Annotated in this window: 18 protein-coding genes and 1 tRNA gene; 9 read left to right on the top strand and 10 right to left on the bottom strand. The window is 51.4% G+C overall.

The features are described from left to right. Positions 1–365 precede the first annotated feature (365 nt). The 4 genes from Pan161_RS20910 to Pan161_RS20925 form a co-directional block, all read right to left on the bottom strand. On the bottom strand, positions 366–944 hold the full coding sequence (locus tag Pan161_RS20910) for an NADPH-dependent FMN reductase (protein ID WP_145230503.1): 579 nt from the start codon (positions 942–944) through the stop codon (positions 366–368). 72 nt (positions 945–1,016) lie between these two features. Continuing rightward, positions 1,017–1,463: a DoxX family protein gene (locus Pan161_RS20915; protein WP_145230505.1), complete on the bottom strand. Its 447-nt coding sequence runs from the start codon at positions 1,461–1,463 to the stop codon at positions 1,017–1,019. Positions 1,464–1,516: 53 nt separating this feature from the next. Beyond that, the gene (locus Pan161_RS20920) at positions 1,517–2,215 is read right to left on the bottom strand and encodes a pirin family protein (RefSeq protein ID WP_145230507.1); all 699 of its coding nucleotides are present in this window, start codon (positions 2,213–2,215) and stop codon (positions 1,517–1,519) included. A gap of 70 nt (positions 2,216–2,285) precedes the next feature. Further along, positions 2,286–2,774: a MarR family winged helix-turn-helix transcriptional regulator gene (locus Pan161_RS20925; RefSeq protein ID WP_145230509.1), complete on the bottom strand. Its 489-nt coding sequence runs from the start codon at positions 2,772–2,774 to the stop codon at positions 2,286–2,288. Between the two features lie 254 nt (positions 2,775–3,028). On the opposite strand from Pan161_RS20925, the gene Pan161_RS20930 reads away from it, so the two are divergent. Together Pan161_RS20930 and Pan161_RS20935 are read left to right on the top strand one after the other, a co-directional pair. Next, on the top strand, positions 3,029–3,487 hold the full coding sequence (locus Pan161_RS20930; protein WP_145230511.1) for a hypothetical protein: 459 nt from the start codon (positions 3,029–3,031) through the stop codon (positions 3,485–3,487). A gap of 83 nt (positions 3,488–3,570) precedes the next feature. Beyond that, positions 3,571–4,728 (top strand): HEAT repeat domain-containing protein, encoded by a 1,158-nt coding sequence (locus Pan161_RS20935; protein ID WP_145230513.1) that lies wholly within the window; start codon positions 3,571–3,573, stop codon positions 4,726–4,728. 102 nt (positions 4,729–4,830) lie between these two features. Here the strand turns inward: Pan161_RS20935 and Pan161_RS20940 are convergent, their stop codons facing one another. From Pan161_RS20940 to Pan161_RS20950, 3 genes are all read right to left on the bottom strand, one after another. After that, positions 4,831–8,307: an efflux RND transporter permease subunit gene (locus Pan161_RS20940; protein ID WP_145230515.1), complete on the bottom strand. Its 3,477-nt coding sequence runs from the start codon at positions 8,305–8,307 to the stop codon at positions 4,831–4,833. Position 8,308: 1 nt separating this feature from the next. Beyond that, complete coding sequence (locus Pan161_RS20945) at positions 8,309–10,402, bottom strand: efflux RND transporter periplasmic adaptor subunit (protein ID WP_145230517.1); 2,094 nt, start codon at positions 10,400–10,402, stop codon at positions 8,309–8,311. 783 nt (positions 10,403–11,185) lie between these two features. Next, on the bottom strand, positions 11,186–12,685 hold the full coding sequence (locus Pan161_RS20950; protein WP_145230519.1) for a TolC family protein: 1,500 nt from the start codon (positions 12,683–12,685) through the stop codon (positions 11,186–11,188). Between the two features lie 346 nt (positions 12,686–13,031). Here Pan161_RS20950 and mscL point away from each other — a divergent pair, with 346 nt between their 5' ends. The 3 genes from mscL (at position 13,032) to Pan161_RS20965 (ending at position 15,140) form a co-directional block, all read left to right on the top strand. Beyond that, positions 13,032–13,454 carry a large-conductance mechanosensitive channel protein MscL gene (gene mscL / locus Pan161_RS20955; RefSeq protein WP_390620754.1) on the top strand — a complete coding sequence of 141 codons (423 nt, stop codon included), beginning with the start codon at positions 13,032–13,034 and terminating at the stop codon, positions 13,452–13,454. A 170-nt stretch (positions 13,455–13,624) separates the two neighbouring features. Beyond that, a complete protein-coding gene (locus Pan161_RS20960; RefSeq protein WP_044236154.1) occupies positions 13,625–14,590 on the top strand; it encodes a DUF1559 domain-containing protein in 966 nt (321 codons plus the stop codon). A gap of 160 nt (positions 14,591–14,750) precedes the next feature. Further along, a complete protein-coding gene (locus Pan161_RS20965; RefSeq protein WP_145230523.1) occupies positions 14,751–15,140 on the top strand; it encodes a carboxypeptidase regulatory-like domain-containing protein in 390 nt (129 codons plus the stop codon). 185 nt (positions 15,141–15,325) lie between these two features. Here Pan161_RS20965 and Pan161_RS20970 read toward each other — a convergent pair. Continuing rightward, positions 15,326–15,399: transfer RNA gene (locus Pan161_RS20970), tRNA-Val, on the bottom strand. Between the two features lie 274 nt (positions 15,400–15,673). On the opposite strand from Pan161_RS20970, the gene thrS reads away from it, so the two are divergent. The 4 genes from thrS (at position 15,674) to Pan161_RS20990 (ending at position 20,744) form a co-directional block, all read left to right on the top strand. Further along, entirely contained in the window at positions 15,674–17,854 is a 2,181-nt protein-coding gene (thrS, locus tag Pan161_RS20975; protein ID WP_145230525.1) for a threonine--tRNA ligase, read from the top strand. Between the two features lie 253 nt (positions 17,855–18,107). Beyond that, a complete protein-coding gene (locus tag Pan161_RS20980; RefSeq protein WP_145230528.1) occupies positions 18,108–19,475 on the top strand; it encodes an aspartate aminotransferase family protein in 1,368 nt (455 codons plus the stop codon). A gap of 26 nt (positions 19,476–19,501) precedes the next feature. Next, a complete protein-coding gene (mug, locus tag Pan161_RS20985; protein WP_145230530.1) occupies positions 19,502–20,044 on the top strand; it encodes a G/U mismatch-specific DNA glycosylase in 543 nt (180 codons plus the stop codon). A 193-nt stretch (positions 20,045–20,237) separates the two neighbouring features. Beyond that, entirely contained in the window at positions 20,238–20,744 is a 507-nt protein-coding gene (locus Pan161_RS20990) for a hypothetical protein (protein ID WP_145230532.1), read from the top strand. Positions 20,745–20,756: 12 nt separating this feature from the next. On the opposite strand, the gene Pan161_RS20995 is transcribed toward Pan161_RS20990, so the two are convergent. Next, positions 20,757–21,869 (bottom strand): hypothetical protein, encoded by a 1,113-nt coding sequence (locus Pan161_RS20995; protein WP_145230534.1) that lies wholly within the window; start codon positions 21,867–21,869, stop codon positions 20,757–20,759. A 133-nt stretch (positions 21,870–22,002) separates the two neighbouring features. Next, positions 22,003–24,450: a DUF3604 domain-containing protein gene (locus Pan161_RS21000; RefSeq protein ID WP_145230536.1), complete on the bottom strand. Its 2,448-nt coding sequence runs from the start codon at positions 24,448–24,450 to the stop codon at positions 22,003–22,005. Positions 24,451–24,466: the final 16 nt, after the last annotated feature.

A 24,466-nucleotide genomic window follows, 5' to 3' on the forward strand; every position in this document is an offset into this window, starting at 1 on the left:
CTTCGGCATGTTCAAAGTCTAGAACAGAATAAAAACACAATCCGAATATTTACCCTGGAGAAGTGAGATCACCCCGTCGGTCACACGGTTAAACAGGGTCATGCAGGTTATAACGCCCGACAGAGATGATTTTGAGCGGGACAAGATTCGAAAATACAACAGGCCTCGGCAGCATTGAGGGACTGGCAGAATGTCGAGACAGTTCTTTTTCATGTCAGATTGGGAACAGTCCAAAGCCTGCCAGAGTCTCAGCTGAGGTGGTGAAATCAGCCGCGCGCTTCAGTCATAATAAAATAAGCCCGGAAGACTCTATATCGCAGTGTCTTCCGGGCTTATATATGATTCAACAGTGGAACAGCTTTGTATCAGCTGGTCAGCTTACTCACCGTTTCTGCCAATGTTTTTCCGAGGTTCTCAACATTCTGCTGCAGCGAGGCATCTTTCAACTGGCCTTCGTCATCGAACGCCTGGGCCGCATTGGAAATCGTGATCTGGGTTGGTAGAACGGTAACCTGGATATTACTCAGAATCGAGCGAACGTGGACGAGCCCCCGCAGCCCCCCCAGTCCACCCGGTGACGCAGACACCAGCGCAGCGACTTTCCCCTTATAGGCCTGCAGTGGTGTTTCCCCTTCTGCCTTACGTGATACCCAGTCAATCGTATTTTTCAACAGCGGAGTAATCGAACTGTTGTATTCCGGCGAAGCAATCAGCAAACCGTCGTTTTCAAAGAACAACTGTTTGAGTTGTGTTGCCGCTTCAGGAGTCCCTTCTTCCCGTTCCAGATCTTCATTCATCAGGGGAAGGGGGTAATCTTTCAGATCGACGACAGTGACATCGGCACCTGCGGCACGGGCTCCGGCAACGGCGACCTGCAGGACCTGTCTGTTATAAGAATTCCGGCGAGTGCTGCCCGCAAATGCGAGTATTTTCGATTGAGACATGTGAATCGACTCCTTCTGACATTGAGAGATTGATTTAAGGCTGAACGGAGCGGCATGGGTCGCAGTGAGATCTCACGCTGTTCTGGGATCAGGTTGAGACTTTGAAGCCAGTGCGTTGTCCAGACTCATTTTACCCGCCCCATTCGCCATCACAAACAACATGCTTCCCATCAGCGCCAGATTTTTCATAAAGTGAATCATCTGACCCTGCTTTGCCTGTGCGTCTTCAATCGTCCAGAAATCATGGAAATAATAGGTGGCTAATACCAGAAACACGAACAGCAGCCCGGCCCCCAGGCGTGCTTTGAAACCGGCAATCAGCGACAGACTGCCTGCAATCAAAAACACAATTGCTCCTGCCAGCATGATTTTCGGCAAAGGCACACCTTCCGAAGCCATATAGCCAGCGATATTGTCAAAGTTGGGTATCTTATTCCCGACGGCACTCATGAAAAAAATCGTCGCCAGCATGATCCGACCGAGCAGACTCGCCAGGCCTTGAACCGGGTGTTGTGACATCACTTTCTCTCCTTGAATGAAATGGAATTCTGTTTTGTAATCGTGTTCTATTTTTATGCCAGATCAAACAGCATGATCTCGGCGTTCTCGGTCGCGGTCATTACTAATTGTTCCACATCACTGACGGCAGCCCCGTCACTCACATCCAGTGGCAAATCATTGAGACGGACTTGACCTCGCAGAACCTGTAACCAGGCATGACGCCCCGCCGACAGCGGATGGATCACCTGCTGGCCGGTTTCCAGTTTTGACAGATAAATCCGCGCGTCCTGATGAATCTTCAATGCCCCCTGCTCTGCTTCGGGTGAAGCAACCAGCCGCAGTTGATTCTGCTGCTCGCTGTCAGGAAAGCGTTTCTGTTCATAACTGGGCTCAATCCCCTTCCGTTCCGGATATAACCAGATCTGATAAAGGTGTACGGCTTCACTGTCCGACGGATTGAATTCACTGTGAGTGATTCCTGTTCCCGCTGACATTCGCTGGAACTCGCCGGCGTGCAGCACTTCACCGTTACCCATCGAATCTTTATGTTCGAGTGCCCCTTCCAGGACATATGTGACGATTTCCATATCGTTATGGGGGTGCGTACCAAATCCCTGGCCGGGCAGCACGACATCCTCATTCATCACCCGCAGCGCACGAAACCGCATATGCTCCAGATCCTGATAGGTTGAAAAGGAAAACGTATGATGAGTTTTGAGCCAGCCATGATCAGCGTGACCCCGTTCTTTCGACTTCCGAACCTGAATCATTGTGAGACTCCTGAATTTAATAAGGGAAACACCCACTTAGTTTACATGTAAACTATTTAGCTAAAAAAAATCAACCTGCAATTTCAGTGGCGATACCGGACTTTCTGGCTTTGACCAGCAGGCGGCTTAGCTCTTTCAGTTCTGCCTTCGTTAAATGGCCTATTAATCGCTGATGAAGTTCCTTTAGCGGCTCATCGATTTCTTTTAATACATTCTCCGCTTTTTCAGTTAATGCGATATAGACAACACGTCGGTCTGCAGAACAACGTTTCCGGGTGACCAGCCCCAGTTTCTCCAGTCGGTCAATCAGCCCGGTAATTGCGGGAACGACCTGAATCATCCGACTGGCAATCTCCAGGCTGGGCAATGGATGACCTTCTCCACGCAGAATCCGTAAGACATTATATTGTGAACAGGTCAGACCATATTTGCGAAACAACCTGCCGAGACGGTTTTGAAATTGATCGCTGGTACGCAATACATTCAAAACCGCCTCGATCTCAGGGGACTCGAAGGCCTGCTTCTTTTTAAGTTCCTGTTGCAGTTGTTTGTGTGTCATAATTTGTTCCTTACGCCTATAGTTTACATATAAACTATCGTCACGTCAATATAGTTTCTGGAATTTTTTCCACAAATATTTTTGGGCCCTGTTTTACCAGCCCTTTTGCAAGTAATGGACGCTTGAAATCCTCGTTAACAGGAAACGTCGCAATTGAGATTTGGAGTCAGATTCGTCTTGAGAGTCAGCAGAGGGGATTTTAGAATAAAGTATATTCTCATGTCATACTTTTATTCCTATTTGGAGTGACACGCATGATTCCCATTCGCACTCTGAAAAAGACAGGATTCTCGAAACCAATTCGATCTGGTTGTCTGTTACTCGTCTGTGTCGGAGGCTATTTCCTTCTGGCACAAACAGGTATCCTGCCCGACCGGCAGAATTCAGAAACAACTACAACACGAAATACAAAACCATCCCCCCAGTTGAATCAGCAATCGGGTGAATTGCTCTATCGCTTTTCCCCTCTTTCCAGTGATATCGTAAACATGATCGAAATCTGGAAGCAGGACGACAAATACCAATTAGTTCATCGCCTCAAGAATGGCAATCAATACGTTCAGACGGTGATTCCTTCCGCAAACCTGAAACGGTTTACGCCGGTCAAAGCCAGGCGGGGAGAATTTTATCTGCTGACGCATTCAGACTCTACCCTGGAAGCATGGGACAAAGACCGCCGCATTAACAGGTCATTCCGCGTCTTTGGCTGTTAGGCAGTTATCAATTCATGAAACAAGTCGCCCTGTTCTCTGTCGTTCTTCTTTTGCTTCTGCCGGCACGGTCCGCAGAAGCCTGTATGAACTGCGTGAACAGTGTGACTGATATCCATACGCCGTTTCTGAACTCACTGATCGGCGTTTTTTTTGGCTGGTTGCTGATAACGCTGATCTTCAATCGGCCACTCTCTACCGGAACGAAACGGTTTTACTATTTCGGAGTGCCGGTATTCGCCCTCGGCTTTCTGCTGATTATTCCTCTGGGGGTGGGACTGATTGTCCTGTTCAGTTGGATCATCTATCTGCTGTACCGGGTCCTGCCGGTTCTCATCAGAAAAGATGAAACGATTCACAAGAACCTGATTCCGTTCAGCGTGAATGCATTGGCGCTGTCCGTTTCTTTTATCCTGATATTTGTTACAACGACACAAGCCAATTCCACTCCGGGACTGATCAAATCACTGGGACACGTTTCACCCTTCTATCCAGGAACCGTTCACAGTGTGATGTCGCGACTGATTCAGCGTGGCCCCGAAGTCGTCGATCCATTAAGCAAGACGCTCGAACAAACCCTGGATAGAGAATATATCAGTCCGTTCCTGCCCACGCGCATCGCCTACTGTCTTTCAGAGATTGGAAGCCCCCAGGCAGAGGCTGTGTTGAAGCAGGTTGTTGCAGAAGAGATTGATCTCAGCGACAACGAAAACACAAAATGGGAAGCTGCCGTCTGCTGTCTGTACGCCGATTGTACCGGGCCACGTGCCGTACCAGTCCTGCAAGAACTACTGGAGAACTCGGATGAAAAACAGCAGTTCATCCCCTTGTGTGCACTGGTCCGAACGGGTGACTTCAATGCAATCGAAACCGTTTTAGAACACGTCGATGATTTGCAGAAACAGTTACAGCAACCCTTCACCAACCGCGGGTTTGCAGCCATGATCAGACTCACTCTGCAGGCGCTGGCTGAAGGACAAAGTCCTGAAGATCTGAAAGCGAGCCCCATCTATCATCGCATGCTGCTCGGCCTGAGGCCCGATCACCAGACACAGACCGGCATCGTCTGGAATCAACAGTGGGACGCGGAACTCGACATAGCCGCTCTGCAAGACCACTGGTCTCATATTCTCAAACAGAAGTCGATTGTCGAACAACAGGATGCACAGGGGAATCCGGTTTATATCATTGCAGGAGACACCCCACCTGTTGAAGCCAGAAAACCAGTCTTGGAAAATGACTGATTTTTTCTCTTAGACTCTGTCCAGTTTTACTGTAGCGTCTCCAGGGTAATTTTGGACCGAGTATCATAGATTGAGAGACGCTATGGTTCAATGTGACGCGTTCTAGCTGGATTCGATTTTGTCTTCCGTACCTGCCCAGTGGGGATCGTCCAACCCCAGGTTCATTTTGAACTCTTTATAAGCGGCAAAGATCACTGGAACAACAAACAGCGTCAGCAAAGCGACTGTCATACCGCCAATCACAGGCCAGGCCATGGCTTTGGCGACGTCAGATCCTCGTCCGGTTGCATAGATTACCGGCAACAGTGCAATGATCGTTGTGAAGGTTGTCATCAGACAGGGGCGGATGCGTTTCAGCCCTGCTTCCACTACAGCATTGCGAATATCAGAAGTATTTTTCAGTCGGTTGCGTGTGAAGATCTGATCCAGATAGGTCGCCATCACCACGCCATCATCGACGGCGATCCCAAACAAGGCAATGAAACCCACCCAGACAGCAGTATTAATCTGAATGTCATTGACCGCCAGCAGAATCATACCTCCGGCAAAAGCGACCGGGATCCCGGAAAAAACTGCCAGAGCGATCGGAAAATTACGGAACTGCAGGTAGATAATAAACAGGTTTGTCAATATCACCAGCGGCACCACCCACATCAGGCGATTGTTTGCTTCGACCTGATTCTGAAATGAACCCACTGCCTGCAACGCATAACCGGCGGGTAAATCCAAAGAGCCATTTGCCTGTGCAGCGCGCAGACTCTGTTCGACAGCAGCGACCGTTTCCAGCGCGCCCTCCTGTCCCGATGAAGAAAACGAAACGTGCGCTACGAGCCGGGCATCTTCACTGTTGATCACACCCGGACCCCAGGTTGTTTTCATTTCCGCCAGTAAAGAGAGAGGAATAATCTCATCTGAATGCGTGACGACTGGCAGTCTGCTCAATTCGTCGATCTGCTCACGCAGGTTGCGATCATAGCGTACACGAATCGGATAGCGTTCGCGTCCTTCGACAGTACGCGTGACATTCGAACCTCCCAGGGCAGTTTCAATTATTTCGTTGACCATCGCAGTCGACATCCCATACCGGGCTGCGGTTTCGCGACTCACATCAAATTCAACATAAGGTTTTCCCAGCACGATATCCGGGTTCACCGTCGAGCCATTCACCTGGGAAATCTGTTTCAGTTGATCAGCAACGGCAATGGATGCTTTTGCCAGCCCATCCAGACTATCGCCGAAGATGCGAATTGCCATCGGTGCTTTGATGCCGCTCTGCAGCATGATCACCCGCCCTTCGATTGGCTGCAAAGGAGAAGCTGGCGTGACACCCGGTAGTGTCGCGACCGCGTTGATCTGTTCCCAGATATCTTTCGAAGTGATTCCTTCCCGCCACTGCTCCACCGGCTTGAGCATCACATAAGTTTCAATCATCGCAGCCGGAGCCGGGTCGAGTGCCGAATCGATACGGCCAATTTTCCCGAGAACGTTTTCGACTTCGGGAATCTCTTTGATCAGCGCATCCTGGGTCTGCAGTACTTCCATCGCCTGGGTAAAACTGGCAGCAGGATACAGGGTCGGCATGTAAAACCAGCTCCCTTCATCCAGAGCAATCCAGTCATTTGATTCCAGTCCCGGAAACAGATGTTTGGTTTCCACCCAGCCGGGTACTTCGTTGGCATCGACCCCCAGCAAGCGGGCCACACTTTCAAACGGCTTGAGCACCGTGGGCATGCCGATCCAGGCCCCCATCCCCAGTAAAACGACGAGTGTGGGAAACGAGAAGAAAAGCAGTTTATGCCGCATAAAAAAACGAAGCGTTGGTTCGTAGAGAAAATGGATCAGTTTTCCGACCGGATTTTCATCAATCGGCCGCAAGCGTTCGCTTAAGAGCCAGTAGCTGCCAATACCCCCCGCGATGACTGCTCCCAGAATCAATACAGGCAGACTGATCGAAATGAGGCTGACAAGAGTCTCAGCCGCAGACCAGACCAGAAAGCCACAGACCAATGCAAACACGACCGAAATCAGAGACCTTCGACGGTGTGTTCTTTGAGGCGAAGCCAGAAACAGACGGCTCAGCAACGGAACCAGTGTAATCGCGACGATCAGGGCAGCGGTGATCGAGAACGTTTTTGTCCAGGCCAGCGGAGCGAAGAGTTTATAATCCCGCCCTGTGAGCATGAATACCGGAAAAAAACTGACCACCGTTGTCATCACCGCCGTCACCACAGCGGGAGCCACTTCCGCCGCAGCCGTATTAATTACGGTCAATCTCGCTGTTTTTCCTCCCGGTTTCCCCTTTGCTTCCCACTCCGCCAGCTGATCGTAGATCGATTCTGAAACGACGATCCCCATATCTACCATGGTCCCAATGGCTATCGCAATACCGGCCAGTGACATGATATTCGCATCAATGCCGAAGACATTCATAGCGATGAACGCCATCAGAACGGCAATCGGTAAAGTAATCGCAACGACCAGGCTGGCGCGCAGATGCAGCAGAAACAGCAGGATCACAACCGCTGTTATGATGACTTCCTGTGTGAGTGCCGTGGTCAACGTACCGATGGTCTCATTGATCAACCCTGTTCGATCATAGATCAGATCAAATTTGACACCTTTGAGACTGGGCTCGATCTGCGACATTTTCGTTTTGATCCGGTCAATCACCTTGCGGGGATTCTCACCAAACCGCATTACCACCACGCCCCCCACGGCTTCGGCACCGTTCAGATCAATCGCGCCACGCCGGAACTCCGGACCGAGCTGCACGCGTCCCAGATCACGAATGCGAATCGGCACTCCTTCACGAGAGCGCACCACGGTCTGCTCAATATCGTTGACGGCCTGACTGGAATCCTGATCGGCGCCGATGAAGCCACGACCACGGATGATAAATTCCATGCCGCCGGATTCAACGGTTTTAGCGCCGACATCAATATTCGATTTGCGAACCGCGTCAATCACCTGATCAAGGGGAATATCGTGAAAACGAAGTTTATCCGGATCGATTTCAATCTGATACTGTCTGACGTAACCGCCGACACTGGCCACTTCACTCACGCCCGGTACTGCCTGCAGTTCATACTTCACCACAAAATCCTGCAGGCTGCGTAACTCAGCCAGATTCATATCCGGTGGCGGCTGCAACACATAATAGAGCACCTGCCCTAACCCAGTGGCATCCGGTCCTAATGTGGGAACAACTCCTTCTGGCAGTGATGCAGCCGATGTCCCCAGTTGTTCGGCAACGCGCGAACGTGCCCAGTAAAAATCGGTACTGTTTTTGAAAGTGACCTGCACAAAACTGTAACCAAACAGACTTTTCCCTCGGACCGATTCTGCATCAGGTACGGCCAGCATGGAAACGGAAAGCGGGTAGGTGACCTGATCTTCCACATCCTTGGGAGAACGCCCCGGCCAGGCAGTAAAGATGATGACCTGATTCTCGCCGATGTTGGGAATCGCATCGATGGGAACTTCACGAGCACTAAACCACCCGAACCCGATCAACAGCGCCGTTGCGCAAAGCATGATCAGGGGTTCCCGGATACTGAAAGAGATCAAGGCGCGTAACATACTATTCTCCTTTGGGCCTTGATGGGGTTTTGTTTTCCGTGCCGTCAGACTTCTGACCGGTTTTTGTATTAGTGGATGTCCCAGCTGCGAAGGTACTCACCAGTTTCCCGCAATGCAGCATTTTGCTGCCGAAATAGGGATTGAGCAGTTTGTCATCTTTCTGCAGCCAGTCCCCTTCCCCCTGCGAAACCATCGGGCAGAAAAACTGATAATAGGGTTGTTTTGCGCCATCGCCACGCACCTGGGTTGCCAGCTTGATCACCGCATGGCTGATCGGCTTGAATTTTTTACGGGCTTCATCCAGCGAGAGATGATGCAGATGCGCTGCGTACGCTGCCACCTGCTTTAACTCCGACTTGATTGTCTGGTCGAGTTGGGACCCCTGAGCCAGTTCTGACGCCAGTCTGCTCAGTGTTGTCGCTTGATGTTCTGAGATTTTTTGATCTGCTGCAAACTGTTTCTGTATCGCGAAATAAACGAAGTACAGGTTCTCCAGACTCTGCCCCGGCTTGCCAGAGAGCTTTTCAATTCTGATGGAATCAAACTGCAATGGTTCATTACGATATTTTGATTTTTTCTTTTTGTCTCGCGAAAATTTCGTAGGGTCGATCAAACTGGGTTTCCCCGAGAGTTGCATCTGCGAATCGATCAGAAAGTTGCCGGCAGTCGCAACCTGCTCCCCCTGTTTGACTCCATCCAGAATCACGGCACGATTTCTCAACATTGGTCCGAGCGTCACATTCCTGAGCTCGAAACGTCCCGGTTCTGTTTCCACATAAACGACACTGTGATCGCCGGCCAGAAGAACGGCAGATCGTGGTACGGTAAGCGCTGCATTCTGGTCGACAGGCTGTTCTGAATATCCATAACGCGAAGTGGGCACCAGCTTCATACCACAAATCGGACAGTCTCCCGGCTGATCACGGATCACCTGGGGATGCATGGGGCTGATCCATTTTCCCGCCAGTTCGGAATCATACACTTTCCCCTGTGGACCAATGGGAACGGTAATCTGTGCTTTCGCATAATCTCCGGGTCTCAACTGACCATGCTCGTTACTGAACTCAACACGTACGCCGACTGTCCTGCGCGTCTTGTTGACAGTCGGGTCAATGAAAACCACACGTCCTTTGAGAATCTTACCAGGCAGTGACTGCAGCTCCGCTTCGACAACCTGTCCAAAACGGATGTGGGATGCATCTTCCGGGTACAACTCCAGCATCAGCCAGACCGTACTCAGATTCGCAATCCGGTAGATTGGTTCTCCCGCTTTGATATACTTTCCTTCTTCAGCCAGTTTCTGCGTGACGGTTCCGCCAAACGGCGCATAGATAGTGAGCCTCGACTCTGCCTTGCCGCTGGTCAGCAGTTGATTGATCTGCTCGTCCGTCATACCCAGTTCAACCAGCTTCTGGCGTGAATTGGTTACCAGTTTTTCCTGCACTTCACGCACGACAGCCAGAGATCCGGAAGTCATCTTTTTTAAAGCATTGCGGGCCTCGAGTAATTCGATCTGGGCCGAATAAAGCTCCGGACTGTAGACTATCGCCAGATGATCGCCTTTCTCAACTTCGACTCCGGTGTAATCAGCGAACAGTTTTTCAATTCTTCCATCAATGTAAGCAGCGATTGTTGCATGTCGGCTCTCATCGATTTCGATCGAGCCAATCGTTTCAATGATCGAATTCACGGGTTCCGACTTCACTTCCGCAGTCTGAATGTTTGCCAGCCTGCGTTGAGTGGGTTCGATATTAATTGCCAGCTGATCTATATCAGCTCCTGATTTTGCAGCGGGAACCAGTGTCATGCCACAAATGGGGCAGCGTCCTGGTGTGGGCTGTCGAATCTGGGGATGCATGGGGCAGGTATAGACCGTCTGTTTGCCATCTGTGGAGGCAGTGATGCCTGCTGTTGTACCGGCCTGAATCCAGCCCAGGCGCTGCGCCAACCCCGTCAGCACAATCAACAGCAATCCTACCGCGAGGAACAACCCTGCCGGCAGCAGTTTGCGCAGCCACCAGCGGCCCGACCTGGCATCAGGCGGTGGCGGCGGGTTACTGGATTGTGGCTCTGATTCATTAATCGAAGAACTCATCGTTCCACCTCTGATATTTTATAAAAGGAGCAGCTGGCCAGTCACAATTCACCAGCATTGGACCGTGCCGGAAATAAACTGACCAGCCACTCAAGTTTGGTGCAATTTGAGGGCAGTAAATTGCGTTTTAACAAGCATCGACGCAGATAAAGAAAATCGGTTTGAGGCAGAAACCAGACGAAGACAGTCAAACCGGGAAAAGAAACTCAACAGACATTACGTGACTGAGTCCAGTAGACAGCAGGAAACGTAATCCGTTTTAGATCAAAGCAACGCAGAACAGAACTTGTGCGTATTTTTGAGAGTGATGGGACGAGACGGCCACGTCATAGAATTGACATGATGGTTCTGCAGCTTGAGAAAAGTCCACAAAACTGGCCAACTGCAGATTAAGATCCTGCAACAACGTTTCCTGTATGTGCCGCGACTGACCAGGTAAAGCAGGCAGTTCGTTCTGACCGCAGGAACATCCAGCAGTGTGGAATTCGCCAGACACATTCTCAGTCTGCCTGGCTGTCGGATTGCAACAGGCTTTTTGAACCGGTTGAGCAGACCCTGCTTGACAGCAGCCGAGTTCAGTCTGATCTGTCTCTGAATTCGTTCGACAACAGCAGGTAGACAAGCTTGCCGGGCAGACAGTCTGAGCGCACAGCATGAACGCTGTCATCCAAATCATCAAAGTGCGACACTGCCGGAACATGAAAATTTACCTGTAGAATTGATTAGCAGACCTACAGGAAATATATCGCCTGAGAAAGCGGAAGTCCAGACTGATATTCTCCGTTACTCTTGCGGCCGTTCCGGAAGTGCTGGTACAGGCGCGAGTTCGACATCCTGACCCGCCACACGGCTCAGTTGTGCCAGCGAGACAGCCAGTTCCCCGACAGCCGAATGATAACCGAGTTCCAGCGTGAGCAGATTTCGGTAGTCTCGGATCACGCGATCAAATTCAACGGCGCCGCGTGAATACGATTCCTGATCGGCTCGTAATGTCTGCCGCGCCTGTGGCAGGATTGTGTTTTGATACAGCTTCGCCGTTTCATCAGCCCGGCGAGCTTCTGCCAGTAGTTCCGTAATCAACGCATCGTAGCGATCGCGAAGTTCGGATTCATTGTCAGTCGAGGCGAGGTGCTTCCAGGTCGCTTCGTCCTCCAGGGCATCGTATTTATCACGCCAGAGCGGAATGCTGACTTGTGCACCGAGTGACCAGGGATCCTGTCCGACCTGATACAGCGAGGAAGCGGGGCGATTATTATCAGTAAAAAAGTAATTCGCGGAAACAGTCAGTTCCGGACGACGACTTAAGTGCGCCACTTCAATCCCCCAGCGCGATGCCTGCGTCCGCAATTGTGCCGCCTGGATTTCCGGTTGTGATCTCAATGTCGTCTCATAAATCTCCTGGGCTGATAATACCGGAAGCGAGATTTCCAGCTCCACCGGCACCACAATCGGCAGATCCGCATCACGGGCCACCAGTCGATTCACTTCCGCCTGGACAGCGACGCGCAGTTTTCGATAGGTCAGCAATCGTTCTTCCAGTTTGCTGAGCTCCAGCGTTCCCAGCAGAACATCTCCCTGAGTAGCAGTCCCTGTCGTAATCTGAGCATTCGCCACGTCAATCAGTGACTGCAGCAATTGCTGATTCGCCTTCGCAGTTTGAATCTGCTGATCAATCACATACAGCCGATACCAGCCCGTGCGTACCGCAGCGATCACCCGCAGGCGTTCCGCCAGATAATCAGCACGCACCGCAAATGCTTCGAAGCAGGCCCGCTGCTCTTCCGCATCTAATTTCCCCAGCCACGGAATCGCCTGGCTGGCACTCAGGACGGCACGTTGTGAACCGGAGGCAGTCTGAATCGGCGCCCCGAATACATTCGTCCCCACTTTGGGGTCCGGCAGTTTATTCACATAACGACTGCGCGATGAGGCGGCATTGTATTCGCGATAGAGTTTCACCAGTCGCGGATTCTGATCGACGGCCAGCATTTCCAGTTCTCCCAGAGACTGAGACAGGGGAGACTGCTGGATAACCAGTTCCGACCGGACTCCATCCGCAAACTTCTCGTCGACCGTTTCAGCACCAGTCTGCACGATCTGCTCCGGAAATGCATGTTGTTCCTCAACCGGTTCGTCAAACCCAATCGACGTACGCGCAACGGCCTCTGCGTTCGCGGTGGACGACTTTTGAACAGTTGTGGTATGCGAGGCACAGCCTGCAACCAGAATGGTTGAGCAAAGCAGACCGATACCGCAGCTGACAAACAGGGGATGATCCTTCATCCTGAAACCTTACTGAAATCCATAAGATCGAATTCCCGAATTTCGGGAACTGATCGTCAGTGATCTGAAATAAATTGGCACGGTCCAGTGAATTGATCGACCCGATAATCAGTCCGGCTGTGCGCGTATTGCCGAATTCAAGGAACGTATCGGAATATTGACAGCATCAGTACGGGTTGTATGGAACGATGCGGTCAGTCAAAGTGAACTTGAAGAAGCTGATGTTTCCGTCTACAACCATCAAATGCAGAACATGGGGAAAACTGAATTTAAGGAAACTGGATAGAATTTGACGGTTTGACCAGGCACTTTACCACAGAACAGAAAGCGAGTGTGATCAATGGGAATGCTCAAAGAATTCAAAGAGTTCGCGGTGCGGGGCAATGTCGTCGACATGGCCGTGGGAATTATCATTGGGGCGGCGTTCAGTAAAATCGTCTCTTCGCTGGTCAAAGATGTCGTGATGCCCCCTATCGGAATGTTACTGGGCAAAGTCGACTTCTCTCAGCTTTCCATTGTTCTACGTGAGAAAACCGACACCGCCGAAGCCGTTACCATCAACTACGGTCTCTTCATCAATACGGTCATCGATTTCGTGATCGTCGCGTTTGTCATATTTCTGGTGATTCGGCAGATGAACAAAATGAAGCGGCAGGAAGAACCCAAACCGGAGACAACCAAAGCCTGCCCGTTCTGCAAATCGACCATCGATCTCACAGCGACCCGCTGCCCCCAGTGTACTTCAGAACTGGTAGAACAGGTTAAATGACGCCATTCTTCCAGCTTAGTACATCTAAGTGTAACCTCTTGTACACAAAGATTTAATTAGACGGTCTGTCTTGTTATTTTTAGCAGAGTTTACATTGCCATTGCCTGAATTGACCTTTTATAATCATCTCGCGCCTTTTTTTCTAAACTTTAGATAACAATGAGATGAAGATGAAAAGAAAGAGTCAAAAAGACGGATTCACACTAATTGAACTATTGGTTGTGATTGCCATTATTGCCATTTTAATCGCTTTATTACTTCCTGCAGTTCAGCAGGCGCGAGAGGCAGCACGCAGAAGCACCTGTAAGAATAACATGAAACAACTGGGGCTTGCGATGCACAACTACCATGACACACATCGCACCTTCCCAATCGGAGCACAATACCCCTACTATAAAGGTAACTGGCGATTCAGCTTACTTCCTTATATCGATCAGGGGCCCCTTTATGCACAGCTGACTAAAACGCATCCCACTTCAGCGGATGGATTTTCAGGTGGGTGGAGTGTCGGGTATTACGGCACCAATTTTGGCATTCTGGAAGGCTTGACAATTCCCGTTTATAATTGTCCCTCAAGTGCACTTTCCAGCAATAATAATCCTTCTAACTACAACGACCAGTTAGGTCAGACTCACGATTATGTGGGGATCATGGGGTCTTATCCTGGAACCGGGTGTTCTCCTGACATCAGTGGCCGGGGAAGCGCGTGTGAAAATGGGATTCTGTTCTTTAACGGGCACACTCAAATTCGTGATGTTACCGATGGTACGTCAAATACAATTTATATCAGTGAGCAGTCGGGAATGGTGGGTAACCGAGACCTGCGGGCGAACTATCATGGTGGCTGGAGTGGTTTTTACAACACAACGCAACGCCCCTCACAGATCACTTCAAGCTCTCATTTCGGTGCAGCCGTCTCAACAATCCGCTACGCTCTTAACCTGGATACAACGAGTCCTCCCAACGGTTCGGCATCCAGCTGGCATTACAATACGATTCTGAATTCGTTTCATACAGGTGGAATTCATGTTTTACTCGGTGATGGGGCAGTTCGATTCCTCGGCAATAGTATTGACCTGGGAACCCTGCAGAAACTCGGCGCCAGAAACGATGGACTCGTTATTGGCGAGTTTTAAATCGTTTCTGCACTTGATATCCAAAACTACCATCTGAATAACCAGGTTTAAATTCATTATGAAATCCAGCGATCGTAATTTTTTGTTGACTTCCGAACTCAGTTCATATGTGCATCGATACTGCCAGATTAGATACACTCCGTTGAACTGTATTTTACTTATGACCGTATTAAGCGCGATTACAACGACCGGTTGTGGCTCCGGGGTCAGTGAAACTCCCCGTGGCGACATTTCGGGAAAGGTCACGTTTCAAGAAACACCAGTCACGGATGGTACCGTCAATTTCTTCTCTGGCAAAACAGGGATTGCTGCGGGAGCCAAACTTGATAGTGAAGGCACATTTTCGATCCCAGACGGAATCGAAATTGGTACTTATACCATTACGATAACGCCTCCTTATGTAGAGGAGCCCCCAGGTTTGTCGCCAGCAGAATCTAAACCAAAAGAGTTTAAAGAGATTCCAGAGAAATATCGCTCTGGTGAAACAAGCAGTCTGACAGCAGAAGTGAAAAGCGGAGCAAATCACTTTGAGTTCGACATGGTGAAATGAGTTGCCTGATGATTCTCCCCCCTTGTTTGAAGCCAAGGGGGGATTTTTATTTCAGAATCGTCCAGGCAAAATAAAATAGACGCCTGTGACCATACTCAATTATGGAAACGGTTCCACGTAATAAAAAAAACGCCATAAGCCACTTTAATTAAGTAACTTATGGCGTTTTTTAATTCCAAAACAAGTGGACGATACTGGATTCGAACCGGTGACCTCCACGATGTCAACGTGGCGCTCTAACCAACTGAGCTAATCGTCCTGAGGTTAAGCAGGGTAAGCATCCATGAAGATATCGTCAAGTTCCAGAACACTTTCTGTAAAAAAAACTGCTGAAAGGCACAGTCTTTTGACCTGTGTGGCCGATCATACCAATTTCAATGGTTTCGCCGCATTTTATTGCGAGAGAGCGAACATTGACGGCGGCCTCTGCTGTCGAATATAAAGACCGTACCTCCTTCGAACTGCCTGAGCAGTGAGCCCTTTGTAACGGCGACTGTGGTGGTTCCGACTTTAGACGAAGTTCAGAAAATCGAATGATTCAAATCAAATTACCTGATGGAACCGTAAAAGAGTATGCCGATGACAGTTCTGCTTTAGATGTCGCCCAGTCCATCGGCGAACGACTGGCCAATGCCGTCGTCGCTGCTGAAGTGGATGGAACCGTTTGTGATGCGTTCCGCCCGTTAAAAGACATCTCTGATTCCGACGAAATCTCGCTCCGCCTGCTGACCGAACGCGATGCCGAAGCGCTCGGCGTGATGCGGCACTCCTGTGCTCATATTATGGCGCGGGCTGTCATGCGTCTCTGGCCGGGCATCCAACTCGCTTTCGGTCCGACTCTGCCTCATGGTTTCTACTATGATTTTGGTCTGGAACATACCATCAGCGAAGATGACTTCCCCAAAATCGAAGAAGAGATGAAGAAGATCATCAAAGAGGAAGAGCCTTTTGAACGGTTCTCACTCGACCGGGATGAAGCCGTCTCATTCGTCAATGAAATGGATCAGCATTCCAAAGCCGAACACATTCAGACCGGCCTTGCCGATCACGGACAACTCAGCTTCTATCGCCAGGGAGAATTTGTCGATCTCTGTCGCGGCCCTCATATTCCCAACGCCGGTAAAGTCAAAGCCTTCAAGCTGCTTTCTATTGCCGGTTCATACTGGAAAGGGGATGCCGGTAATAAACCGCTGCAGCGTCTGTATGGTACTGCCTGGTTCAGTAAGAAGGATATGAAACAGTATCTGGAACAAGTCGAAGAAGCCAAACGCCGCGACCATCGTGTGCTGGGCAAAAAGCTGGGGCTGTTTGCGATCAATCCCGAAGTCGGGCAGGGGCTCTGTCTCTGGCTGCCAAAAGGGGCCACCATCCGTGCGGTACTGGAAGACTTCATTAAAGTTGAACTGACCCGCCTGGGTTACCAGCCCGTCTATTCGCCCCATATCGGACGGGTCGAACTCTACGAAACCAGCGGTCACTTCCCCTACTACCGGGATTCCCAGTTCGCACCCCTGTTCGGCCATGATGCCGGCCAGCTCGTCGATTTCTGGGTCCGGAAGCTGGAAGAAGACAGCCTGTCTGCAGACGACGAAGAACTCTTCTTCAAATCCTCCCGGGTCATGAACTGTGACTTTGAATTTCCTCCCGGTGCAAGTCGTGAAGAGAAGCTCAAGATCCTCAAAGCCTGGGAACACAAGCACGAACGCTATCTGCTCAAGCCGATGAACTGTCCGCACCATGCGGAGATGTATAAATCGATGCCTCGCAGTTATCGGGATCTGCCCGTGCGTCTGGCTGAGTTCGGCACCGTGTATCGTCACGAACAGACCGGCGAATTGAACGGCATGTTACGTGTACGGGGACTGACGCAGGACGACGCGCACATTTTCTGTACTCCCGAGCAGGTTGAAGAAGAATTCCGTGCGACACTGGAACTGGTCAAGTACGTGCTGGCATCGGTGGGTCTCGATAATTTCCGAGTACAGCTATCACTGCGCGAGCCCGGCAGTGATAAGTATGTCGGCAGTGAAGAGAACTGGCAGCATGCAGAAGACAGTCTGCGAAAAGTACTCGAAGCTTCGGGCATGTCCTACAGCGAATGCGAAGGCGAAGCCGCGTTTTACGGCCCGAAAGCCGACTTTATGGTCTCCGACTGTATCGGCCGCGAATGGCAGCTGGGAACCGTGCAGCTGGATTACAATCTGCCGGAACGCTTCAAGCTGGAATATACAGGCTCCGACAACCAGCCGCATCGCCCCGTGATGATCCACCGTGCTCCCTTCGGTTCGATGGAACGCTTCACCGGCATGTTGATCGAACACTTCGCGGGTGCCTTCCCATTGTGGCTCGCGCCGGAACAGATTAGGGTACTGCCCGTCAGTGATAAAACGCTGGACTACGCGAACGAAGTGGTGGCGCAACTCCGCAAGAACGGATTCCGGGTGTCCATTGATACCCGCAGTTCCAAGGTCAATGCCAAGATTCGTGATGCTCAGCTGGAACTGATTCCGTACATGTTCATCGTCGGCCCCAAAGAAGCCGAACAGACTGCGGTCGCCGTGCGTGACCGCATTGACGGTGATCTGGGACCAATGCCACTGGCTGATGCGATTGCCAAACTCAAGCAGGAAGCCGACGAACGGCTCGTGCGACAGGTGGTCGAAAGCAGCTTTGCCGGCGTTGAAGGACAGACGGAAAAAGCGAACGAGTACTAAAACAGACTCTTTACACAAACTACCGGGTGGCCTCGGATGTATTCCGGGGTCACCGGTGAGTTTCGTGTTGTCCAGGGAAAGTTGTCTTACTTACTCCGCATTCCATCTCTGATTACTTTGATCTTTGACACTGATTCCGATATAAATTAATCTCTCGGGACTGGTTCCTGCCTGCAGGTTCATTGTTCCGCGTGCACTCCGATTTCTGAATTGAATCAGAATCATTTCTTACTTTTACAGTGAGTTCAATGCCATGAGCCAGGCCGTAGGACAGCAGATTGAAGCCGACTTTTTTGCGAAATTCCCTACATCGGCAAAGATGTATCAGCAGGCGTGCACCCTGTTCCCCAGTGGTGTGACGCACGATGGTCGCTATATGAAGCCGTTTCCGATTTATGTCGACCACGCTCTGGGAGCGCATAAATACGATGTGGACGGAAATGACATCATTGACTACTGGAGCGGTCACGGCTCATTGATTCTGGGACACAGCCATCCTGCGATGGTCAAAGCAGTTCAGGAACAGGTAGCGAAAGGCACCCACTTCGGTGCCTGTCACGAACTCGAACTGGAATGGGGCGAACTGGTTCGTCAACTGGTCCCTTCCTGTGAAATGCTGCGGTTCACCAGTAGCGGCACTGAAGCGACGATGATGGCGCTCCGTGTGGCGCGGATTGCAACCGGGAAAACCAAAGTCATCAAGTTCGCCGGTCATTTTCACGGCTGGCATGATATGTTGACCCAGGCATCAGAACCTCCTCACGATGATAAAACCTACGCGATGCCCGGCGTGACCAATGGCGTCTCTGAGGAACTGATCATCCTGCGTCCTAACGACCTGGAGCTGGTGGAACGCGCGATTGCCGAACATGACCCGGCCTGTTTGATTATCGAAGCCACCGGCAGCCGCTGGGGTGTGGTTCCACTCGCAGATGGTTTTCTGCAGGGACTCAGAAAGTTGACGGCTGACAAAGGCGTGCTGATGATCATGGACGAAGTCATCAGCGGATTTCGTGTCGCTCCTGGCGGCATGCAGGAAGTGCGGGGCATCGTTCCCGATCTGACCTCACTGGCAAAAATTGTAGCCGGCGGTCTGCCCGGTGGCTGCCTGGCGGGTCGTGCCGATCTGATGCAGGCGATTGCCTTTGATAATCCGTTCGGACAGAAGATGAAACACCCGGGAACATATAACGCCAATCCTCTTTCCGCGGCCGCCGGTATCGCCGTCTTAAAACAGATCACCGACGGGGAACCCTGTCGCCTGGCAAATGAAAGTGCCGCAAAACTGCGAAAGGGTATGAATGAAGTCCTGACCCGCAAAAATGTGAACTGGGTAGTCTACGGCCAGTTCTCGATCATCAAAGTCTTCCCCGGTTACGACGGACCGCGGCCCACCGATGATTCCTTCGTGCCTTACGAAAACGACTTTGATCGACTGGATCGCAAACACGATGCACAACTGGGGCACGCTTTCCGCTGTGCGCTGCTGCTCAACGGCGTCGACTGGTTTGGCTGGGGCGCCATGACAACTGCGTCTCACTCGGATGAAGAAATCAAATTTACCGTTAACGCCTTCGAACGTGCCATTGATGCTTTGCGCAATGACGGTTATATCGAGTAGAGATCAAGTCAGGGAGTTTTGAACGCGTGGAAGAAATCTGGAAACCAACGCCAGAGCAGTTGGAACAGGCGATTCATAAACAACTTCCCGACCTCATCGAACCGGGCTTGAAAGCGTTGTTCGTTGGCACGAATCCGGGGCTGTACTCTGCTGCCGTGGGTCATCACTTTGCCCGCCCCGGCAATCGCTTCTGGCCGGCCATGCATCGCGGTAAGATTACCGAACGACTCTACTCCCCGTTCGAAGATTATAAACTGCTCGCGCGGGGAGGCGGGTTGACGAACATCGTCAGCCGTGCCTCCAAACGGGCAGATGAACTTTCGAAAAAAGAGCTCGACGCAGGGGCTGAGATTCTGACCGAAAAAGTGCTCAAGTTTCGTCCGCAGAAAGTCGTGTTCCTGGGAATCACATCCTACCGTAAAGCCTTTAGCAGAAATAAAGCTCAACTGGGACTACAGGATGAGACCATCGGTGATGTGGATATCTGGGTACTCCCCAATCCCAGTGGACTGAATGCTCACTACCAGATCCCGGAACTCGGGAAAATCTTCGCCAGGATGTGGCAGTAATAGTCACCCTGTTCTACCTATATTACGCGACAGGTATTTTTTCCCCGCGGAAGCTTTCTTTCGCTAGGAATTGATTGAATCCCGCGGAATTGTCTCGACGATGAATCTTTCAGGCATAGAGAGATGCTGCGCAAAAATCGTCCGCATTTTTTTGAGGTCTTTCGTACGACATCACTTTCGTTCAGGTTGGTTCATGTTTCGTCCTATCCGATTTCGCTGGTCTCAAATCCTGCTGCTACTGCTTTCAGTAGCGCTGCTGAGTCAGCAGGGGTGCGTGCATCGGAAGAAGTACAGCCTGTCGAGTATGTGGATGGATTACAATACGCTCAGAGCCCCCGCCATCTTCTTTGAGAAACGGGAACATTTACCATACAAAGCAAATCAGGTGGCGTTATTTCACTGGCAGTACGGCGTGACGCCTGGTCGTAATGTGAAATACGTCCGCCCCGATCTGGTAGGCGGTGACATGATTGCCGCTTCTCCCTACGATACCGTGATGAATGTGAATGCGGAAGGGGAGCCTTATCCAGCGAATATTCAACCCATCCCGGTTGGTGCCGCCAACAGCAGTATGAGCATCGATACGCCGCAGGGAACCATGTTGCCTCAGAAACCGCAGCCAACGAAAGCCCCGATCAAAAAGAACGCCCGTTTCACGATCGAGACCATTCCGCCTCCCCCTGCTCCTCCGGTTCCATAATCCACAAACCAGTTAGCGAGTGACAGGCGAGACGCGTGGCTTATAGACGGTAATCCAGATGAAGGGTTGCCCGCGTTCATCGATCACCAGTTTACGGGTGAGTCCATCACGGCCGATGGCGTTGCGGATCAGAATCCCCCAGGTGGTCCTTTTTTTGGAGACGGTGACTTTGATCTGATCCAGGTCGACATCCTTCTTTGCGATAGCATATTCATCGGCGATCATGGGGATGCCTGATGCTTTGGATGCCGCCATTAACACATCCCGCAACGGTACGCTATTGAGTTCGACCGGAATCAGTTCGAAATACCGGGGCGCTGTTTTCTGACGTGAGAGTTTCAGATCCCAGCCAATCGGCCAGGGTGAGTCCGTCGCTTCCCAGGGAGTCACCCGCAGTTCCAGCGAACCGGTGGGCATTCGCAGTGGATAGAACGCAAGGCCATACTGTTTGAGGGCTATGGCCAGTGCCGTCCCTTTGGCCAGATTCTCCAGATCGGCTTTGATGGTGAGGTCAGGAGAGGCTTCTGCCAGTCGTTTCTGTGCATCAATGTCAAAGCGTATCGGAAGTGAGTCGGGAAAATCCAGTTTGTCGATGGCCGCTTTTAATGTGAGTCCCTGCACGCTGGCAGGCGATTCCTGCAAGAGGACATCAAAGACGGTTTTGAATTGTGCATTCGATAAGCCCCAGAGTGGTTTGCTATCAGGCGAACCTTGTGCCCCAAATGTTTTGAGTTCGCCCAACCATTCTTTGAGTCGCCCCAGATCACTGCGGGCAAAGCGATGGCCGGGGAACTGGATCTCTCCGTTCCGATTGAGCGTGCCAGTCAGCCGAACTTCACGTAAGGTCCCCCGCAGATCCTGTTCGATGGCTGGTTTGTCATCAAGGACAGATCGACGCGTACGAATCGAGATTCCCAGGTCACGAAATGTCTGTCCCCACTGCTGGGCAAACAGAGCCGCGCTGTTATCTTCCATCAACAGGGTGACGGTCACCGTCGTTTTAATCGGTGCGCCCTCGAACTTCTCCTGCTTCGGAATCGTCAGTTGTGCCGACAGGTCGGAATTCCCTGACAACAGAAATGTGAGCAATATAAGCAGACTGAATGGGGGGGTTGTTTGTGTCATATTTTTGCGCTGGCTGATGAGTGGAATATTGTCTGAAGAATTGAGGATCGAGCCTCAGTAAGTGAGTATAACAGACAGAATTAACTCTGATGAGACCAATCTGGGAGATTCACCGAGTTCAAACCTTCCCTGATCAATCTGATTTCGATGGATGCTTACTGCCGACAACATTCACATAATGAGGCGTAGACCAGGCAAGATGGCCATGGGCGACCATCAGATTCCCGGGGAGCGCGGGAGCATCTTTATCCTGAACGATCCGCCAGTAGAACCAGTGACGGCCAGGGGGAAGATTTTCAATCTGATGCGTGGTCTTGAAATCTTTTGTGTCTTTGCCCTCGAATGTTTTTATTGCTCTACCATTATGAATGAGAACGGCTCTGACAATCGGACGTGTGCCTGTCGCCTGCAGCGTCAGTTCCACGTCGCCTGTTTCTGTCGTGCTCGCTTCCCCCATGAGTGTACCATTGGCCCGGGAATCGACGAAAAAGCGGGAACCATTCGTGGCGAAACAGCGGCGTTTTCTCAATGCTGCGAAGATGGATTCCGCAGTCAGTTCTTCCGCATAGATTCCCGTCAATGCACCACTCAGTCCCGGTGCGCGACGATGCGAATCACCACAGGCGACAAATGCCAGTTGTCCGCCTTGATTGAGGACCCCATGAAACAGCTGGGGAACCTGTTGCATATAGTTTCCCCAGCCGGAAGTCAGTTCCATCCCGACTTCCACCGGATGCCCCGAGGGTTTGAAAGCCGGATGTTGTGTCAGTGTGATCCCCCCCGCTTTTTCGACTTCGTAATTCAGGCGGTTAATATCGTTTTCCACTTCCATGAAACGAATGACCGGTCCGCCGGCAGGAGGATAGATCACACTCCGGTGATTAGGGTAAGATCGATTTTTGTAAGGATGTGTCCAGTTGCCGGGGTCGGATAATTGCGCAGTCTTGACCCCGGGAATGCGGGACGTCCACTCATAACCGGGGAGTGAGAGAAACTGTTTGGGCCTGGTAAATGCATTCGCGAAAAAGTTACCCAGTTCGTATTCGTACTGGGTTAACGGGACGATGTAAAAATCGTTGTTCGTGAAGACAACCACGTCCAGGGCACCCCGGTCGCGGGCATAATAGTTCAATTCATCGGGTTCGCCTTCCGCATCGGACGAGAGATTATTATGACAATGCATGTCCGCCCAATACAGCTGATATGTCTTTTCGCCCACCTGGATCTGCTGGCGTTCGGTGAGTTCTTGCTGAAGAGGAAGTTCGGTCGGTCGCCAACCCTGCCATTCCGCCTGCTGAAAAGGCGTATGTTGATTCACATCACAGAGCAGACGATGATACAGGCGTCGTCCTCCCGGATAGACGTTGGAAGCCAGCGCGATGAATTTGCCACCTGAGACCTGGGCAGGATGAGCTAGATGATAGTCAACCTTTCCCTGGGCGAGCACAACGGCTGGCTGGAGTTGATCCTGCAGGATTTGACAGCCGACCAGATCTCCGCGCGGTTGGGCTGTTGAACCACGATGGTCCGATTTCCGTTCCCAGAGCAGCCAGATTCCTTTCTCATCGGCCAGCAGCATTGACGTCGTGCGTCGCCCCAGGTAACCACTGGTGGCGACCGGCTGCGGTTCGATTTGAGCTACCAGGCCTTGTGTCAACTCAGCGGCAACCGGGTTCCCTGCTGCGTCAGTGATCTGTCGCCAGCCGTCATCAGTCCGTTTTGCAACATGCAGTGTATGCCACTGACTGACGACTCCCGGCCCGCCAACCACGTCCTGCTTCTGTAACCAGGCCGCGTAGAGCCCCTGATCGGTGTATAACAGTGTGGGTTGCAGGCAATGCATGTCAGTCGGCGAGATCGCTTCAATGAGGCTTTGTCCGGCACTCAAATTGCGGCCGACCACACGATAATGGTTCTGATCGTATTGATCCCAGACCAGCCAGAAATTCCCATCCGGTTTGAACGCAAGTGCGGGCCGAAACGCGTTCCCCTCTGTTTCCGATTCGGTCCGGGGCGGCAGCCAGCGAATTCCCTGCAGCGAGCGGGTCTGAATCCGAAACCGGGACTGCTGCAGGCCGCTCCAGGCGACCGTCATGACATGCTCGGAAACACGTATCGCTGTAGGATGAATTGCCTGGTACTGCTTACCGGAAATGGGAACGGTTTTCTGCCAGACCCCGGAGCGACAGAGACGCCCCAGAATTCTCCAGCCTTCGGGCCGTTTGGCGGACCAGATCACCCACAGATCTTTTTCATTCAAAGAGACCACAGTCGGATGCCCGTGCACACTGCCTTCCTGACTGACCGTCTGCAGTGGTCCGGGAGTGCCATTGGCGGCGATGAAACGCAGCAGAATCTGATCGCGACTCTCTTTGAAAGCCGTCCAGGCAACGCACGTCGTTCCATCGGACAAAGTGATCGCAGAAGGATGTGAATCGTAGGTGCTGCTGCCCGTATTGACAACGGCATCGGCAGACAGTTTAGAGAGATCAACAGACGACGGTTCTACCGCAGACAATTCCCGTGCAGTGCTTATCAAGCTTAAAAATACAACCATCGATAATACAGATTGAGTGTTCACAATGTGGGCTCTCTGT

The organism is Gimesia algae (assembly GCF_007746795.1).
Classification (GTDB): domain Bacteria; phylum Planctomycetota; class Planctomycetia; order Planctomycetales; family Planctomycetaceae; genus Gimesia; species Gimesia algae.

Excerpts from the sequence above, each read along its gene's own strand:
- Pan161_RS20910 (WP_145230503.1), bottom strand. The coding sequence starts at position 944 with ATGTCTCAATCGAAAATACTCGCATTTGCGGGCAGCACTCGCCGGAAT.
- Pan161_RS20915 (WP_145230505.1), bottom strand. The coding sequence starts at position 1,463 with ATGTCACAACACCCGGTTCAAGGCCTGGCGAGTCTGCTCGGTCGGATC.
- Pan161_RS20920 (WP_145230507.1), bottom strand. The coding sequence starts at position 2,215 with ATGATTCAGGTTCGGAAGTCGAAAGAACGGGGTCACGCTGATCATGGC.
- Pan161_RS20925 (WP_145230509.1), bottom strand. The coding sequence starts at position 2,774 with ATGACACACAAACAACTGCAACAGGAACTTAAAAAGAAGCAGGCCTTC.
- Pan161_RS20930 (WP_145230511.1), top strand. The coding sequence starts at position 3,029 with ATGATTCCCATTCGCACTCTGAAAAAGACAGGATTCTCGAAACCAATT.
- Pan161_RS20935 (WP_145230513.1), top strand. The coding sequence starts at position 3,571 with ATGAACTGCGTGAACAGTGTGACTGATATCCATACGCCGTTTCTGAAC.
- Pan161_RS20940 (WP_145230515.1), bottom strand. The coding sequence starts at position 8,307 with ATGTTACGCGCCTTGATCTCTTTCAGTATCCGGGAACCCCTGATCATG.
- Pan161_RS20945 (WP_145230517.1), bottom strand. The coding sequence starts at position 10,402 with ATGAGTTCTTCGATTAATGAATCAGAGCCACAATCCAGTAACCCGCCG.
- Pan161_RS20950 (WP_145230519.1), bottom strand. The coding sequence starts at position 12,685 with ATGAAGGATCATCCCCTGTTTGTCAGCTGCGGTATCGGTCTGCTTTGC.
- mscL (WP_390620754.1), top strand. The coding sequence starts at position 13,032 with ATGCTCAAAGAATTCAAAGAGTTCGCGGTGCGGGGCAATGTCGTCGAC.
- Pan161_RS20960 (WP_044236154.1), top strand. The coding sequence starts at position 13,625 with ATGAAAAGAAAGAGTCAAAAAGACGGATTCACACTAATTGAACTATTG.
- Pan161_RS20965 (WP_145230523.1), top strand. The coding sequence starts at position 14,751 with ATGACCGTATTAAGCGCGATTACAACGACCGGTTGTGGCTCCGGGGTC.
- thrS (WP_145230525.1), top strand. The coding sequence starts at position 15,674 with ATGATTCAAATCAAATTACCTGATGGAACCGTAAAAGAGTATGCCGAT.
- Pan161_RS20980 (WP_145230528.1), top strand. The coding sequence starts at position 18,108 with ATGAGCCAGGCCGTAGGACAGCAGATTGAAGCCGACTTTTTTGCGAAA.
- Pan161_RS20990 (WP_145230532.1), top strand. The coding sequence starts at position 20,238 with ATGTTTCGTCCTATCCGATTTCGCTGGTCTCAAATCCTGCTGCTACTG.
- Pan161_RS20995 (WP_145230534.1), bottom strand. The coding sequence starts at position 21,869 with ATGACACAAACAACCCCCCCATTCAGTCTGCTTATATTGCTCACATTT.